The organism is Nostoc sp. NMS4 (genome assembly GCF_017115095.1).
Classification (GTDB): domain Bacteria; phylum Cyanobacteriota; class Cyanobacteriia; order Cyanobacteriales; family Nostocaceae; genus Nostoc.
Genome location: NZ_JABXKI010000086.1, coordinates 37,590 through 53,784, shown reverse-complemented (window position 1 = coordinate 53,784; position 16,195 = coordinate 37,590). Strand labels below are relative to the sequence as shown.

General features: G+C 39.5%; 16 protein-coding genes and 1 pseudogene. 8 read left to right on the top strand and 9 right to left on the bottom strand.

What is annotated here, in order from left to right:
• The 4 genes and pseudogenes from HWQ37_RS05755 to HWQ37_RS05740 form a co-directional block, all read right to left on the bottom strand.
• Positions 1-145 (bottom strand): annotated as a pseudogene (locus HWQ37_RS05755) (metallophosphoesterase); the annotation flags it as partial.
• A gap of 251 nt (positions 146-396) precedes the next feature.
• Positions 397-2,079 carry a DUF262 domain-containing protein gene (locus HWQ37_RS05750; RefSeq protein WP_292744807.1) on the bottom strand — a complete coding sequence of 561 codons (1,683 nt, stop codon included), beginning with the start codon at positions 2,077-2,079 and terminating at the stop codon, positions 397-399.
• A gap of 453 nt (positions 2,080-2,532) precedes the next feature.
• A complete protein-coding gene (locus HWQ37_RS05745; protein ID WP_069071700.1) occupies positions 2,533-2,805 on the bottom strand; it encodes a GlsB/YeaQ/YmgE family stress response membrane protein in 273 nt (90 codons plus the stop codon).
• A gap of 452 nt (positions 2,806-3,257) precedes the next feature.
• A complete protein-coding gene (locus HWQ37_RS05740) occupies positions 3,258-3,515 on the bottom strand; it encodes a hypothetical protein (protein ID WP_292744804.1) in 258 nt (85 codons plus the stop codon).
• Positions 3,516-3,716: 201 nt separating this feature from the next.
• Here HWQ37_RS05740 and HWQ37_RS05735 point away from each other — a divergent pair, with 201 nt between their 5' ends.
• From HWQ37_RS05735 to HWQ37_RS05725, 3 genes are all read left to right on the top strand, one after another.
• Complete coding sequence (locus tag HWQ37_RS05735; RefSeq protein WP_292744802.1) at positions 3,717-4,349, top strand: bifunctional 4-hydroxy-2-oxoglutarate aldolase/2-dehydro-3-deoxy-phosphogluconate aldolase; 633 nt, start codon at positions 3,717-3,719, stop codon at positions 4,347-4,349.
• Positions 4,350-4,461: 112 nt separating this feature from the next.
• The gene (locus tag HWQ37_RS05730) at positions 4,462-4,977 is read left to right on the top strand and encodes a L,D-transpeptidase (protein ID WP_292744800.1); all 516 of its coding nucleotides are present in this window, start codon (positions 4,462-4,464) and stop codon (positions 4,975-4,977) included.
• A gap of 569 nt (positions 4,978-5,546) precedes the next feature.
• Positions 5,547-6,071, top strand: coding sequence for a L,D-transpeptidase (locus HWQ37_RS05725; protein ID WP_292744798.1), 525 nt, complete (start codon positions 5,547-5,549; stop codon positions 6,069-6,071).
• Between the two features lie 236 nt (positions 6,072-6,307).
• On the opposite strand, the gene HWQ37_RS05720 is transcribed toward HWQ37_RS05725, so the two are convergent.
• From HWQ37_RS05720 to HWQ37_RS05700, 5 genes are all read right to left on the bottom strand, one after another.
• A complete protein-coding gene (locus HWQ37_RS05720; RefSeq protein WP_292744796.1) occupies positions 6,308-7,375 on the bottom strand; it encodes an ABC transporter permease in 1,068 nt (355 codons plus the stop codon).
• Positions 7,376-7,478: 103 nt separating this feature from the next.
• Positions 7,479-7,742 carry a hypothetical protein gene (locus tag HWQ37_RS05715; RefSeq protein ID WP_363318089.1) on the bottom strand — a complete coding sequence of 88 codons (264 nt, stop codon included), beginning with the start codon at positions 7,740-7,742 and terminating at the stop codon, positions 7,479-7,481.
• 173 nt (positions 7,743-7,915) lie between these two features.
• A complete protein-coding gene (locus HWQ37_RS05710) occupies positions 7,916-8,416 on the bottom strand; it encodes a zeta toxin family protein (RefSeq protein WP_292744792.1) in 501 nt (166 codons plus the stop codon).
• Between the two features lie 100 nt (positions 8,417-8,516).
• Positions 8,517-9,992, bottom strand: coding sequence for an ABC transporter ATP-binding protein (locus HWQ37_RS05705; RefSeq protein ID WP_292744790.1), 1,476 nt, complete (start codon positions 9,990-9,992; stop codon positions 8,517-8,519).
• A gap of 6 nt (positions 9,993-9,998) precedes the next feature.
• Positions 9,999-11,045, bottom strand: a complete 1,047-nt coding sequence (locus tag HWQ37_RS05700) for a BMP family protein (RefSeq protein WP_292744788.1) — start codon at positions 11,043-11,045, stop codon at positions 9,999-10,001.
• 158 nt (positions 11,046-11,203) lie between these two features.
• Between HWQ37_RS05700 and HWQ37_RS05695 the strand changes: the two genes are divergently transcribed.
• From HWQ37_RS05695 to miaB, 5 genes are all read left to right on the top strand, one after another.
• Complete coding sequence (locus HWQ37_RS05695) at positions 11,204-12,142, top strand: ABC transporter permease (RefSeq protein WP_292744786.1); 939 nt, start codon at positions 11,204-11,206, stop codon at positions 12,140-12,142.
• A 194-nt stretch (positions 12,143-12,336) separates the two neighbouring features.
• A complete protein-coding gene (locus tag HWQ37_RS05690; RefSeq protein ID WP_292744784.1) occupies positions 12,337-12,936 on the top strand; it encodes a macro domain-containing protein in 600 nt (199 codons plus the stop codon).
• A gap of 143 nt (positions 12,937-13,079) precedes the next feature.
• Positions 13,080-13,853 (top strand): nucleoside phosphorylase, encoded by a 774-nt coding sequence (locus tag HWQ37_RS05685; RefSeq protein WP_292744782.1) that lies wholly within the window; start codon positions 13,080-13,082, stop codon positions 13,851-13,853.
• 315 nt (positions 13,854-14,168) lie between these two features.
• A complete protein-coding gene (locus tag HWQ37_RS05680; protein ID WP_292744780.1) occupies positions 14,169-14,732 on the top strand; it encodes a retropepsin-like aspartic protease family protein in 564 nt (187 codons plus the stop codon).
• Between the two features lie 98 nt (positions 14,733-14,830).
• The gene (miaB, locus tag HWQ37_RS05675) at positions 14,831-16,195 is read left to right on the top strand and encodes a tRNA (N6-isopentenyl adenosine(37)-C2)-methylthiotransferase MiaB (protein WP_292744778.1); all 1,365 of its coding nucleotides are present in this window, start codon (positions 14,831-14,833) and stop codon (positions 16,193-16,195) included.

Here is a 16,195-nt window from a genome sequence, read left to right as displayed (position 1 = left end):
CTAGCATATCTTCCGACAGCCGCAAACCATCGTAGTGAAAATCTGACAACTGCACCAGCTTTTTACCTTGTAACGATGCAGGTAAACCTACAATCTTAACCGTCAATGCTTCTCTACTCAACGGTCCAGATAACAACCAATGCATAAGAGGTTCAATAAACTTCAATCATAGCGCTTACAGCTTAACGAAACATCGTCGGTTTGTGTGTGCGACCAGTGCAACTTATTGAAAATTTTATGAAAGCTGTAGATTTTAACGTATTTATACTTATTAAAATCAAAAACAAATTTACTATTAATTTACGTTAAAAATACTACTTGCTTTAGGTTGGGTGTGCGATCACTTTCCAGATTCCTGTATAATTTAGGGTGCGATCGCACTGTCAGAAACTACTGCTATAAACGCCAAATTTCTTTGAGCTTATCAATTAGGTGTTTCTGCCGCTTGTTGATGACTTCAGGTGTCCATTCCTGTTCCTTCAACACTTGGGTAGTCAATGCAAAAGGTGAAACACCTGTTTTACCAGTAAAGTATATCTCTTTCTTTTTAGCAAAGTCATAGTTTTGTGCTTCGCTGTTTTTCTTACGAGATAGCAAAAGTAAGTTACCTAAAAGGTGTACGAAATTTCCCCGTTCTTTCTGATCAGGGAACCACTGTACCCACACACTATTAGGATTTGGACTTTGTGGTAGCACATGCTCAACTGTAATAGTAGGAAAGTTGTAAGATGCATCGCCACCAGTAAGTGCAGCATCTAGACGAAGCAAGACATAAAGACGAATTTTCTCAATTAAATAAAGGTCTTTTTTGAGAATATCAAGGATATCATTCCGTTCTTCTGATGTAAGTTGAAGCGGTGAGTCGGGCTTATATAAATCTTCTTCTTTGTCAATAGCAGTTAATAATCTGCCATAACGTCCGATGCGTTCATTTATGTTAGCCCGTTTAATCATTAGCCCTGCGGTAAGACGTTCTAGATCAGTAAAGAAATATACTAGTTTCTCAGAGTCATTGCAGTTTTTTGATAGATACAGAATAGCTGGTGGTATCCAGTCTGAATTATCAATCCTATTTAACCATTCAAATAATTTATTTACTTCCGAAGCACGATTAGTGCTTGTATAACTTGTTCTTTTGACTTGTTCAAAAGAATCAGCTAAAGGGATTAAAGTTTTATTAATGAAATTCTGAGGATTAACTAAAGGTTTAACATACTCGCGTATTTCCTTGATTATTGTATCAGCTAACTTAGCCTTACGATAAATCATTCTGATATGAGAAAATAGCTCTTTAAAATCATCGCGTCCTAGATAATCCTCGATTTCTTCCCATTTAGAATTGTACTGTTCCTTTTCAATATCTGGTATTTCTCCAATAATATCAGCCTTTAAAATATCTGTAGGTGAAAGGTCTAATCCCCGGTTGTTTAATACAGAAAAAATACGATATGCAGAGTCGAAATCTGGACTAGATACTACTACTATAAAACATCTGGTAACAATAAATTGCACAAGACGAAAAAGCTGAGATTCATTAAATTGACGTAATCTCTGAATAAATAAAAGACCATTTTCCTTAATTTTTTTACAACTATCAGATTTTTTAGAAACATTTAAATCTTGCAATTTCCCGATACCACATTCATCTTGAATATATTCATTAAAAAACTGTGCATCTCGCTCACGTAACCTCAAACGATAAATATTACAAGTACCTTCAAAAGGATCACCTTCTTGGTATAAATATTTAGTCAAGTGATTTGTTTGTTCTTTAGGAAGTAATGTCCGTAAAACAGCTATCAGTATAGTGAGTGTAGTTAGACGCTGTTGACCATCGACAACTTGAGCATCTGGTTTATCTCTTTTTATGAGTACAATGCTTCCTAAGAAATACGGGTTTATCTCATCAATTGTCTTGTTACCGTCTCCTAAAGCAGTGATTAAATCTTCAAGCAGTTCTCCAGCTTGCTCGGTTGTCCAGGCATAGGGACGCTGATATAAAGGAATAGTGAAGACAAAATCGTTGCTAAATACTTTAGAGATAGAATATTCCGTAGCCTGAATTTTAACTGTGCTCATATATACCTTTTTTAGTGGCGTAGTAGACTGCACTTTACTAAAGTTAGTTTTCCCATTAAAAACAGCAATATTTCAGGGCGTTGTAATATTGGTCAGTTTTTTTAGAGCTTGGAAAAAATAAGCAATTGTCAAGGACAACAGAAAAATCTACACTTAGCGATCGCTAATCTTCCTATAAAATTTTTACTAATATCTGTCCAAAAATCGAGCCTCATACAGAAATTCCCGCCTAACCTGACGGTATAGAGAGGTTAGAGGGAATGTCGTAATGCACTTAATCAATGGAAGGGACTGGGGGTTAGGTCTGTATTGGACTCAACTGAGAACCGCTATAATGACAAAACAGCGCCAGTCTATCATTAGTCTGGCGCTGTTTTTTTAATTTAATTCACAGTTAAAAATAGTTAAATGCATTTGCCAAATCTCATTCATCGATTGACCGCAATTTTATATTTATACAGCACTGCGGTTGGTTAACAAATTCCACAGGAAGACTGCGACAATTGCGCCAAGAACAGCTACTGCAATACCTGGAATACTGAGGCTAGGAGCGGCTAGAGCTAAGGTTCCCGTACTGAAGAATACACCTAAACTACCACCAACAAAAGCACCGATAATTCCTAACACAATTGTTCCTAGAATTCCGCCACCTTGATGACCGGGGTAGATAGCTTTTGCGATCGCACCAGCAATTAGACCTAAAACAATCCAAGCAAGAATATTCATTGTTGTTTAGTTGGTAAACGTTTTTGACTTACAAATACATATTAACGATCTTCGTTTCTGACTTAATCTACCATCAGAATTAATTATGAATATCCATTAGGAATAGTTTAATTGCTACTAAGTTGTTTGATATATTGCGGCTAACATCCTGGTTAGGAGAAGTCTGCTATAGATAGCTGTGACAGCCACTCTGTTACGATTGCCCAATATCCATCTTACATATTTGAGGTAGATAGTCAATTAAAAAAAAGCTCCTAGTAGGTCTTGAACTAGGGGCTTATACAAACTATTGCTTGGTAATTGCAGTATATGCATTTTTAATTAGCTCTATCCTCTACTAGAAGAATTAAGCTGAGTTTTTAGAGGCTGTTTCTAAAGTAAGTAAAATCAGGCGATTGAGACGATCGCCTATCCCTACGTAACTTCATGTCTAGCTTTTAATTTTTAATTGCTTAGGCGCGATCGTTCCTACTAACTCGATGGCTGATAAATGGGAACAGTCTGCGGTAAGACCAATGCATACTTAGGAAAATCAGACTTATCAAGGTCAGCAGCATAACGCCCAGAATCGTTGTATATGACTTAGTGCGCCACCAAAATCCATTTGTAGCTAGTTCCACAAGTTTCCATAAGCTAGCTAAATCAATACTTTCGGAATCGTGAATGGTGATTGGTAAGGATGCTGTTGTGTTTTGTCGGGCAATTGTCATTTTAATTACTCCTTTAGACCCAAATGCTGAGGCATTTAATCTTAAACTACGGTAATACGATAGATTTACTGTTATATTATTTAATATCTCATAGCTTGATGCAAGAAGCAAGTTTTAAGGGGATTGGGCATTAGTATTAAAAATTAGGTATTTACTAGATGAAAACTATTCTCTAGTCCCAGTCCCCAATTCCCAGTCAAAATGCTTAATCAAATTTGGTTATCACAGTTGCAAAAACACCGAGCGATCGCAGTTATCCGCGCCCCTAAAATCGAATTGGGGCAGCAAATGGCAATGGCTGTAGCATCTGGGGGAATGCAGCTAATTGAGATTACCTGGAATAGCGATCGCGCTGGGGAATTAATCAGTCAACTACGTTCGGAATTACCAGCCTGTATGATTGGCACTGGTACGCTATTTAATGTGCAGCAGCTAGAAGATGCGATCGCATCTGGGGCGCAATTTCTCTTCACACCGCACGTTGATTCGGCAATGATTCAAGCAGCACAAGAAAAAAATGTGCCGATTATACCAGGGGCTATGACTCCTACTGAAATTGTTACCGCTTGGAGTCAGGGCGCTAGTTGTGTAAAAGTGTTTCCCGTGCAAGCAGTGGGAGGAGTTGATTATATCAAAAGTTTGCAAGGGCCTCTGGGTCAGATTCCCTTAATTCCTACAGGCGGCGTGACTCTGGAAAATGCCAAAGAATTTTTACAAGCCGGAGCGATCGCTGTTGGTTTGAGTGGGGAATTATTTCCGAAAAAGCTTGTCACAGAGGGAAATTGGCAAGCGATCGCAACTCAGGCAAAAAACCTCATGCAACAGTTAGGTTAACTTAGAATCAAATCATCAAAATTCACGTCTATTAAAGTAATAGATAGGGAAATAAAGGTGAAAACCTATCTGTTTCTCAAAACCCCATGATTTGAGTGTGAGTGTATCTAAAATGAAAAGACAGATTTATCCTGACTGGGTGCATCGCTTACAAATAATCCTCACTGGTACAGCACTATCATTAAGTGTTTTTACTACTCCTGGAACCAGTGAAGTTTGGGCTAATTCCCAAAATCAAGTAATTACACAGACAATCCAAACATTACAACAATCGGATCAGCGCTGGATTCAAATTAACCTTTCAAAGCAACGATTAATAGCTTGGCAAGGTGACAAAGTGGTTTATGGAAGTGCTATTTCCTCTGGCAAAAAAGCCACACCTACTCTTGCTGGTACTTTTAAGATTCAATCTAAGTTTAAAACTACACGGATGCAGGGAGAAAACTACAATGTTCCCAACGTTCCGTATGCGATGTTTTACCAAGGTAATTACGCTATTCACGGAGCTTACTGGCATAAGAGATTTGGTACTCCAGTGAGCCACGGCTGTGTGAATATCGCACCTAAGCATGCAAAATGGCTATTCGAGTGGGCATCGGTAGGGACACCAATAGTCATTCAGAAATAATCGGTGAAGCAGCCAAAAGGCAATTTAGGTAAAATCATCAATAACAACAAATCAAGACAATTCAGTGATTCCCAGCATAATTTTATGCTGGGAATATTCGGAGTCGGAATTACTGAACTTGAAATAAAATATAGAAGAGGGCATTAAACGATTTGCCCAACAAATACGTGGAAATCCTGATAATTCCTGGATGAAATCACAAATGCAAATATGAACTTGGGGAAAGTTTGTATTTAGGCATTTAAATGACAGATTTTTGTCAAGATTGTCATTAGTCATTAGTCATTAGTCATTAGTCATTAGTCATTGGTCATTGGTCTTAGTAAAAGGACAAAGGACAAATGACAACGGACAAATAACAAAAGTCATTGGTCATTAGTCAAATGACAAATGACAAATGACAAATGTGCAAATTGAATGCGGATTAGCTTAGGACTTGTCTTAAGAAGCATTAGCGGATGAATTGCGTAAATCCTCCACAGAAAGTAAGTAGTCACTCTGGAAATTTGTAGTTTTCCAGAAAATTACTTCACTTGATGATTTTTGCGTAGTTTAGAAGGTGAGGCATAATGCAAACTTGGATTCGCCGTGGTGGGATTCGTTCTTCAGGAACTTTTTCTTTTTGTACAGGCGTGGCGCTGATGGTGGTGACAATATTCTCTTGGTCATCACCGCTAACAGGTACACCCAACTCGACTACAGCAACAGCCACATCACTCGATCAAACTAATAATATTAGCCAACCTCGCTGGATTGAAATTGACCTGTCAGAGCAACGGTTACGTGCATGGGAAGGTAATAAACTTGTTCATTCATACCGCATTTCTGGAGGTAAGCGATCGACTCCCACACCCATAGGTAGATTTCGGATTAATTCTAAGTATCGCACTCACCGGATGCGAGGCATAGGCTACAACATTCCTGACGTTCCTTACACAATGTATTTCTACAGAGGGTATGCCATTCATGGCGCTTATTGGCACAACCGTTTTGGGATTCCAGTCAGCCACGGTTGCGTAAATTTACCTGTTAAGCAAGCTCGCAATCTTTACAACTGGACTTCAACAGGAACTTTAGTAGTAGTGCGGAAATAATATCATGTCCGGGTAAAGACTTATCATTTAGACCGCAGGGGTGCAGGGAGCAGGGAGAAAGAGATTTTCCTGCTTTTTGTACAGATGCGGTAATCATAAGTAATTAACCGGACTTGATATAATTGGTAATTTGTAATCAATATCTGTAATTTGTCTTTTGATGTATACACGGGTGCGTTCATGGAGTGAAGCATATGTCTATACATATTGTTTCAAACATCCTCTAACGATGACCCCTATTTTGAATTTTGAATTTTGAATTGTCTCTCTACAGCGAGACTGATAGCAATAAATAACACAGTTAATCCTTGAATTGCATAAACTACAGTCACAGGCACACCAGCACTACGTTGCATGACATTTGCACCACTACGCAAGGCAGCAAAAAATAAAGAAGTCAACACTACACCACCAATACTACCGCGACTTAAAAAAGCGATCGCAATAGCATCAAACCCATAACCAGATGACACCTGTTCAAATAAGCGGTACTTCAACCCCATCACCTCAGAAGCACCCGCCAACCCAGCTAAACCACCTGCTAACCCCATCACTAGCATAATGGTATTTTTGACCGAAATCCGGGCATAATGGGCGGCTGTGGGGTTAAAACCAACGGCGGCGATTTGGTATCCTAGAGGCGATCGCACTAATAATACCCACAAAACTCCGGCGGTCATTAACGCCAGTATTATGCCCGCATGGGCTAAACTTTGGGGTAAAATAATTGGTAACTGTGCTTCTTTAGCAATTAATGGCGAATAAGGACTAGGGGAATTTGGTGCTTTTAAGGGGTTTTGCACCAAGTAGCTAACTAAATTCACCGCAATGTAATTCAGTAATAAAGTAGTGATGACTTCATTGATTCCCCGTATAGCTTTGAGATAACCAGGTATCCAACCCCAAACCGCACCAAAGAGAAATCCTGCGACAAGTGCTAAGGGAATGTGGATGATTGCAGGTATTCCTTGCACATATAACCCAATTAAAGCGCTACCCAACGCACCGAGATAAATTTGTCCTTCGCCACCGATATTAAATTGACCAGCCCGCAATGCAACTAATACCCCTAAACTGGTAAATAATAGGGGTGTCATTTTGGTGAGGGTGTTGCCAAACCCAAAGTATGTAGTTAGGGATTCTTGAAATAAAGCTGTGTAGGCAGCGATCGGATTTGCCCCAGCGAGTAATATGAGCATAGCACCGACGATCAGGGCAGAGGCGATGCCTACGGCGGGCTGCGCCAACGCTATGAGCGGTGATAGGATTGGTAGTAGGAGTTGAAAGCGTTTATTTATGATCATGATGCGATGATTGCCATCCCTCAACCCCAAAAAATGAGTATCGGCATTCCTGAACTCTCCTGAGATGTTTCTGGATTTTGTAAACCAATATAATACGCTAGCTTTAACTTCTAATTCTCAAACGTATCAGCAAATTATGTAAAGCCGATTTCGCCGCAGGTGCTTCAGGTAGTGTACTTGCCTCATACGCTTCTTGCAAGCATTCGCGCAATCGTTCATATTCTCGATGATGAAAAACTACATCAACATTTGATAAAGTAGACTTTTCTACATCTGCTAATTTTTGGGCAATTAAATCAGGAATATATGGCAATTTAAAATGATCATTGAGTTGAATTAAGTTAACTTCAACTATTCCTGTTTGCATTAGGTAAATCCCAGTCAATAATACTCGATACAGCACTTCCGGCAGCTATGAGGTACATCCTCAAAACTGAAAGCTATGCTAGGAGGGGGCAAGGATAAAAACTGTATTGCATAATAGCCGGAAGCGCTTTAACTCCAGCATCAATTTTACTATGTAACTTTTTCATTTCTTCTTCAGTCATTTTCCACCTCTATAATTCGATTCCAAGTTTCATTTACATAGATTATAGGCTGTTGATTTGTAATGCGTTCAGCAACGAAAACAGGTGATGAACTTGAATTGTCATATATCATCCAACCATCGCACAAAGGTAAATATAAAGAAATTAAATTTACTCTCCCTCTCTGGTAGCGTCTTCGGATCGCATCTTCTGGAATTGAATGTCCGCCGCTAGCAACCCTTTGTGCCACCCGTTCTACTGCCAAATCAGGACTTTGTAACCAAAAGTAAATTAAATTAATTATGTAGCCTTTAGCTTTACATTCAATTATAAAAGGTGCAAAAGTCCTCGCGGCTAATGTGGTTTCAAAGGCAAAATCACTACCAGAGTTAGATAACGCCCGTAGGCGTGTAATCATTAATCTTCCTGCTTCCATAGCCATCGACTCTGGATTTAATGGGGATAAACCAGCAGCGATGGCGTAACCGCCCGCCGGAGGCGATCGCATCTGCATTCACATACTCAAAGCAGTCTAAAAATTTGGTAATAAACTCATGGACACGGTAGTTTTTCCTGAACCATTTGCACCACCAATGATATAAAGGCTTGGCATTTTATCCTCTGCGTGTCCCCCCAGCCATCAATAAACCAATTTCTTCTATCGTCGCTGTCTGTGCATCCAAAATAGCGACAAACTCACCTCTGTAGATTACGGCAATGCGATCGCTCATGGCCATCACTTCTTCTAACTCTGTAGAAATATACAAGATTGCTGCACCGCGATCGCGTTGTGCTAACAACTGAGAATGAACTGCACTTGTCGCCCCTACATCTAATCCCCGTGTGGGTTGCATCGCTATAATTAAATTTGGTTCTCCCGCCAGTTCCCTTGCCAACACTACTTTTTGTTGATTTCCCCCTGATAGTTGGCTTACCTTGATATCTTCCCCAGTCGCCCGAATATCAAATTCTTGCATTGCAACTTGGGCATGATTTTTGATTGCTGATGGTTGTAATAAAAAAGTACGGCAGAATGGTAAGTTTTTGAAAGTATTCAAAATCAAGTTTTGGGCAATGCTAAACTGCAACACCAAACCCATTTTTTGCCGATTTTCAGGAATGTAACCTATTTTTTGGTGAGTACAAGAGTTATTTAACTCAATCTTACCCTTATTGATAGTTTTTAGACCTGCCATCGCATCAGCTAATTCTCGTTGTCCATTACCATCGACACCAGCAATTCCTAAAATTTCCCCAGCCCGTAATTCAAATGAAACATTGCGGATAGCAGGAATATTCCTATCATTAACAACTGACAAATTTTGTACCGACACTATCACTTTTCCTGGTACAAATGCCGATTTATTCACTTGTAAAACTACTTCCCGCCCCACCATCAATTCTGCTAATTGCTGAGAAGTCACTTCTTTCGCTGTTGTTGTCGCTACTACTTTACCTCTTCGTATTACTGTGACTGTATCGCAGAGATTAATTACCTCTTCTAACTTGTGACTAATAAAAATAATCGTCTTGCCAGCCGCCGCCAATTGTCGCAAGATATTAATTAATAATTTTACTTCCGTTGGTGTCAAAACTGCTGTTGGTTCATCGAGAATTAATAGTTGGGCTTGGCGATATAAAACCTTGATAATTTCTACTCGCTGTTGTGTCCCAACTGGTAAATTTTCTATTTTATCTGTGGGGTTAATTTCTAGTCCATAGGCTTGGGATAAAGCCGCAATTTCTTGTTGTTTTTCCTCAAGATTTAAACTCCAACTATTTTCTCTACCCAGGATGATATTTTCAGTAACAGTTAACTTAGGTACAAGCATAAAATGTTGGTATATCATGCCGATACCTAGTTTGATTGCTGCATTTGGAGAAGTGATTTTTACTGGTTTATCTTCTAGATAAATTTTTCCAGAATCAGGTTGATATAGACCACTTATAATGTTCATTAAAGTCGTCTTACCTGCGCCATTCTCACCTAAAATCCCATGAATTTTACCAGCATCAACACTGAAGCTAATATTGTCATTAGCTACAAATGAGTTAAAACATTTACTAATATTTTCTAAACGTAAATACATTCAGGTTCATGCTTTTTTGACGCAACGTGTATTTTTACCCGCTTCCTGACAATTTTCAAAGATAATTTTTTTATCGACAATCTCTTGTTGAACTTTTAAAGCATTTTGTTTAACTGTTTGGGGTACTGCTGACCCAAATTGACCTAAATATAATATATCTTTTCTTTCTAAACCTATACTATATATCTGCCCTTTGAGTTGTTTTTGTTTTGCGAGTTCTGCTAAATAAGCTATTGCTATATCCAATCTTTTAACTGCACTTGTTAAGACTGCTTTGGGAGCAACATCTAATTGGTCTTTGGTATTACCAAAAGCATAAACTCCTTTATCACTGGCTGCTTGCAACACTGCGGGTGAAGCACTATCTAACCATTGATAAATGACATCAGCACCTGAAGAAATTAAAGCAAGTGTAGCTTCTTTTGCCTTAGCAACATCATTCCAGTCACCTAGAAATGTAGAAGTAATTTGAATATTGGGTTTAACTGATTTTGCTCCTAATTGAAATCCCCGTACTTCTTCTTGGGTAGCGGGGAATTCTTGTCCAGCAATATAAGCTAATTTATTAGATTTAGTCATAGCCGCGCCAATAATGCCACATAAATAACCACCTTGCAAGTGGTCTATTCGCAAAGAGGCAATATTTTCTCCCTTGTTATTACCATTTACACCCACAAAAAATGTATTGGGAAATTGGGCAGCAACTTGTTCTATGGCTGCATCAAATTGTCCACCGTGGGCGAATATAAGATTATAACCTTTGCGGGCAAAGTCTGTTAATGCTTCTGTTTGATCTGCTTGGGCGACTTGTTCCAGATATGCAACTTCTGCACCCAGCTTTTGTTTAGCTAGGGTTAAGCCTTCGTAACCAGACTGATTCCAAGCTTTATCACTAATCGCTCCAGGGAGTGCGATCGCTATTTTAAAACCTTCCCCACTACTAACTGTTGGTGTCGTGCTTTGATTGCTCTTGCAAGCTTTCAGTAAAAGGCTAGTAGCGAAAGTAGCTGAACCATACAAAACAAATTTACGTCGAGGAAAATATAGTGTCATATACTACCTGATGAGATATCGTCATTTTAGTCAGCCTATTCCCTGGAGATAATTGCAGTCAAAATAGACGTTAGTTGATGTTTTTGTCGGGGACTGGAGAATACAGCTTAAAAAAGCTATCAGACTTTATCAGTATAAATTACTATGTTTCCATAAAAATGAATAATATTAATTTCTTCTCTGATTACTTAGTTGCTAGTTTAAGTTTAGCCATACCTCTAGCATTTGCTGCCCTTGGGGGAATGTACTCGGAACGGTCGGGGGTGCTAAATATTGCCCTGGAAGGGATGTTAATAACTGGTGCTTTTTCTAGTGCCGTCGCTACATTTTATACTGGCAACCCTTGGCTTGGTGTTCTCTGTGCGTTGATTGCTGGAGGATTAGTTGGATTACTTCACGCTTTTATGTGTGTCACTTTATATGTTAATCAGTTAGTATCAGGGTTAGCGATTAATTTGGTAGCTGCGGGGTTAACATCGTTTTTAGCGCGGTTAGTATTTAATGGCAGTAGCACTCAAAGATTACCAGGAATTGAGCCTACGATCGTTCCTGGTCTGGCAAATATACCTATACTTGGATCTCTGTTGTTTCAGCAAGATATTCTTGTATATTTACTGATAACTTTAGTCGCTGGCAGTATTTATATTTTATTTTATACTAGCTTTGGTTTGACTTTGCGGGCGGTAGGGGAATATCCCCAAGCTGCTGCAACTGCTGGGCTTTCAGTATCTAGGGTACGATATTTGGCTGTAGTAGTCAGTGGCTGTCTTGCTAGTTTAGGAGGGGCTGATCTCACTTTGGTGCAAATAAAGTTTTTTACAGAAGGTATGAGTGCAGGTAAAGGATTTATTGCGATCGCAGCATTAATTTTTGGTAGGTGGCATCCTTTAGGTAGTACTTTGGCTTGTTTTTTATTTGGTGCTACAGAAGCTTTACAGTTACGAATTCAAGCAGTAGGTGCAAATATTCCTTATCAATTTTTAGTTATGCTACCGTACACGATTGCTTTATTTGCATTACTAGGATTAGCTGGTAAATCTATACCGCCCCAGGGGTTAGGTGTTCCTTACTCGCCAGAAAATCAGCAAGACGATTAGCGATCAATGTGTCCAGCCTGGAGTCAATTTCTTTGGTATTGGAAGCGATCGCCAAAAAGATTAGCTTACCAAATCAAATATTTTGTATTATATATGTAGTGCAATAAAAAGACAAGGCTGATAATACAAAGAAACAGTTGATGTTTGCCCTAGCTGACGTTTAGAATAGGTATTCAAGCGGAGGAAATGAAAGCTTGAAACTGATATTGGTAGCTCCTGACTCTTTGTTGTGTGCAGCCTTTGAACAGCATTTTAATTATTTACCCAATGTAGAAATAGTGAATGACTATTTCGAGTGGTTGCCAGATTTTGATTGTATGGTCAGCCCTGCTAACTCTTTTGGAATGATGGATGGTGGCATAGATGCGGCAATTATCCGTTTTTTCGGTCATTCCTTAATGGCAAGAGTTCAGCAGCGCATTCTTGAAAATTATTTGGGTGAACAGCCTGTGGGAACATCAATGATTGTGGAAACAGGTCATCACAAGCATCCTTTTTTGGCTCATACTCCTACGATGCGAGTCCCGATGATTATTGCTGGGACTGATATTCCTTATATTGCGATGTGGGCGATGCTGCTAGCAGTTCGCCAGCATAATCAATATACTAGGCAAAAAATTAACACTATTGCTTGTCCTGGATTGGGTACGGGAATAGGACGAGTGCCATATATTGAAGCTGCTAGACAGATGGCATTAGCTTACGATCATTTTCTCTATCCACCCAAGCATCTTAATTGCATAGTTGCGGCAGAAAGACAACTTCAGATATGGGAAGGAGGAGATTTTAAGTAAAACAGGAGTTATATAGTAATCCTAATGAGTTATGAATAAAAAGATCCCCGACTTCTTAAAGAAGTTGGGAATCTAACTTTTTACAAATAATTTAGGATTGCTATAAGTAGTAAGATAATCTAAAAGTTGAAATCCAAAATTGAATGCCAAATAAACGTTTCTATCACATTGGCTTTGGACAAGACGATTTAGGTTCATCGCCTCCCAGCATTGCTCTATTATCTGGCGATCCAGAGCGATCGCACCTAATTTCCCAAACTTATTTACAAGATGTACGCGTGTTGTCAGAAAATCGCGGACTCAATAGTTATCTAGGATACTTACCCAATGGTCGCCCCATTTTATCAGCTACAAGTGGTATGGGTGCGCCTTCATTAAGTATTGTAGTTAATGAGCTAATACAAGTAGGAATCAGACAAATTATTCGCATTGGAACTTGCGGATCAATTCAATCTTATATACCAGTCGGTAGTGTTGTTATTAGCAGTGCAGCATTATGTCGCCAAGGTGCAGCTTATGACATTGCACCTGTGGAATATCCAGCCGCAGCCGATCCGTTTCTGACAGTCGCTTTAGTTAAAGCTGCACGAGAATTAAAGGTTGAACATTACATCGGAATTACGGCATCAGTTGATACATTTTACGAAGGACAAGAACGTACTAATTCAGCCAATCCAAATTTAATGCGATCGCTGCATGGCATCACAGAAGAATATCGGCGCTTGAATATCTTGAATTACGAGATGGAATGCGGCACACTATTCAAAATGGCAGGAGTATATAATTTTGCTGCTGCTGCTATTTGCGGTGTAGTTGCTTCACGTACTGATGGTGAAAATATCATCTTAGAACAAAAAGATATTGCTGTTAAAAATGCGATTGCAACTGCTGTAAATGCAGCAGCAAGCTTTGAGTAAGCTAACAAATTTCTCTGATCTAACTTCTTAGTATGTCAGATTGAATCGGCTCTAAGTAGTTTCATCATGTCTTTACCTAATCTTTAAATTTCAATCAGTAATTCTAGGTAAAATATATTGAGTAAGATGTAATTTCATATTTTCGATATATATAGCTAGTTTAAAACTAACATAATTATTTTAAATATCTATTTACAAAAGATAAAACTTTATTTTTTATATCAAATTACCCCGTTCTTATAACACCATGTTTTACAGCCGCCATGATGAATTTAGTTATTAAGAATAATCAGAAAAAATGGAGCGCAGTATAACATGAAGAATGCTTGGAAGCGTTGGATTACAACCGTTAATCTAGCTACAATTGCACTAATGCCGACGCTGATATTTTTAGCATTCTCTCATCGGACAATAGCAGACGATCCAGGAGCGTGTTATATGATAACTTCTTCTGGTAAAACCGTTGGATTGGGAAGGATTTGTGGCAATATAATAACTGCACCTTCAGACAATAGAGTTTTTCGAGTCTCAATCAAACGCCGTTTTGGTGGAACTCCTGTGATTGATGTCACCTTCAATGAGAAAAAAACCTTTGAGATGATTGTAGATACAGGTGCTAGTGGAACGATTATCACTCAAGATATGGCGAATACACTTAAACTACAAACTACAGGTACAATGCAAGCCCAAATTGCCGATGGTAGTGAAGTAGAATTTTCAACCAGTAAGGTAAAATCTATTGCAGCAGGTGGAATTACAGCCAACAATCTTCAAGTAGCGATCGCACCAAAAGCAAGTATCGGCTTACTGGGTCATGATTTCTTTGGCAGCTATGACATCAGGATTTTGGAGAAAGAGGTGGAATTTCATCACCGCTAATGTTTGCACGAGATACTCAGCATTCCTGAAGCCGGTTAAGAGCGTTATAGAATAGAAATAAACCTTACATACATTACGCTGATTCAGCATAATTGCCCATGACCACTTCTAAACGCCACTACCACATCACTACTTTCGGTTGTCAGATGAATAAAGCTGACTCAGAACGCATGGCTGGCGTTTTGGAAGACATGGGCTTTGAGTGGTGCGAAGACCCGAATCATGCAGATGTGATTCTCTACAATACCTGCACAATTCGGGATAATGCTGAACAAAAGGTATATTCATATCTCGGCAGACAAGCAAAGCGCAAACATGAGCAGCCTGATTTAACGCTCATTGTTGCTGGTTGTGTTGCCCAGCAAGAAGGAGAAGCGCTATTGCGGCGAGTCCCAGAATTAGATTTGGTAATGGGGCCACAACACGCCAACCGCCTGAAAGATTTGTTGGAGTCGGTGTTTGAAGGCAATCAAGTTGTCGCAACCGAAGCAGTTCACATTATTGAAGATATCACCCAGCCGCGACGGGATAGTACAGTAACCGCTTGGGTAAATATAATTTACGGCTGTAACGAACGCTGCACCTATTGCGTGGTTCCCAATGTGCGCGGTATTGAACAATCTCGCACGCCATCAGCTATCCGGGCGGAAATGGCAGAATTAGGACGGCAAGGTTACAAAGAAATTACTCTACTCGGTCAAAATATTGATGCTTACGGCAGAGATTTACCGGGAGTGACACCGGAAGGTCGGCATCTGCACAACTTTACAGATTTGCTTTATTATGTGCATGATGTGCCAGGAGTTGAAAGGTTAAGATTTGCTACTAGCCATCCCCGTTATTTTACTGAGAGATTAATTCAGGCTTGTGCTGAATTGCCCAAGGTGTGCGAACACTTCCACATTCCCTTTCAATCTGGGGATAATGAACTTTTAAAAGCGATGGCGCGGGGTTATACCCATGAGAAATATCGCCGGATTATCGATACCATTCGGCGGTATATGCCAGATGCCTCCATTAGTGCCGATGCGATTGTCGGTTTTCCTGGAGAAACAGAAGCACAGTTTGAAAATACCCTGAAACTGGTGGAAGATATTGGCTTTGATATGTTGAATACAGCAGCCTATTCACCGCGTCCAGGAACACCAGCCGCTTTGTGGGAGAATCAACTAAGTGAAGAAATTAAAAGCGATCGCTTGCAACGGCTCAATCATCTGGGAAACTCGAAAGTAGCAGAGCGATCGCAACGTTACTTTGGACGCATTGAAGAAGTTTTAGTAGAAGACCAAAATCCTAAAGATCCAACCCAGGTAATGGGACGCACTGGCGGTAATCGCTTGACCTTTTTTACTGGTAACATCAAAGAACTCAAAGGGCAGTTAGTGAAGGTAAAAATTACCGAAGTTCGCCCTTTTAGCTTGACGGGTGAACCAATTGAAGTGAGGCAAACCGTTTTGCAGTAA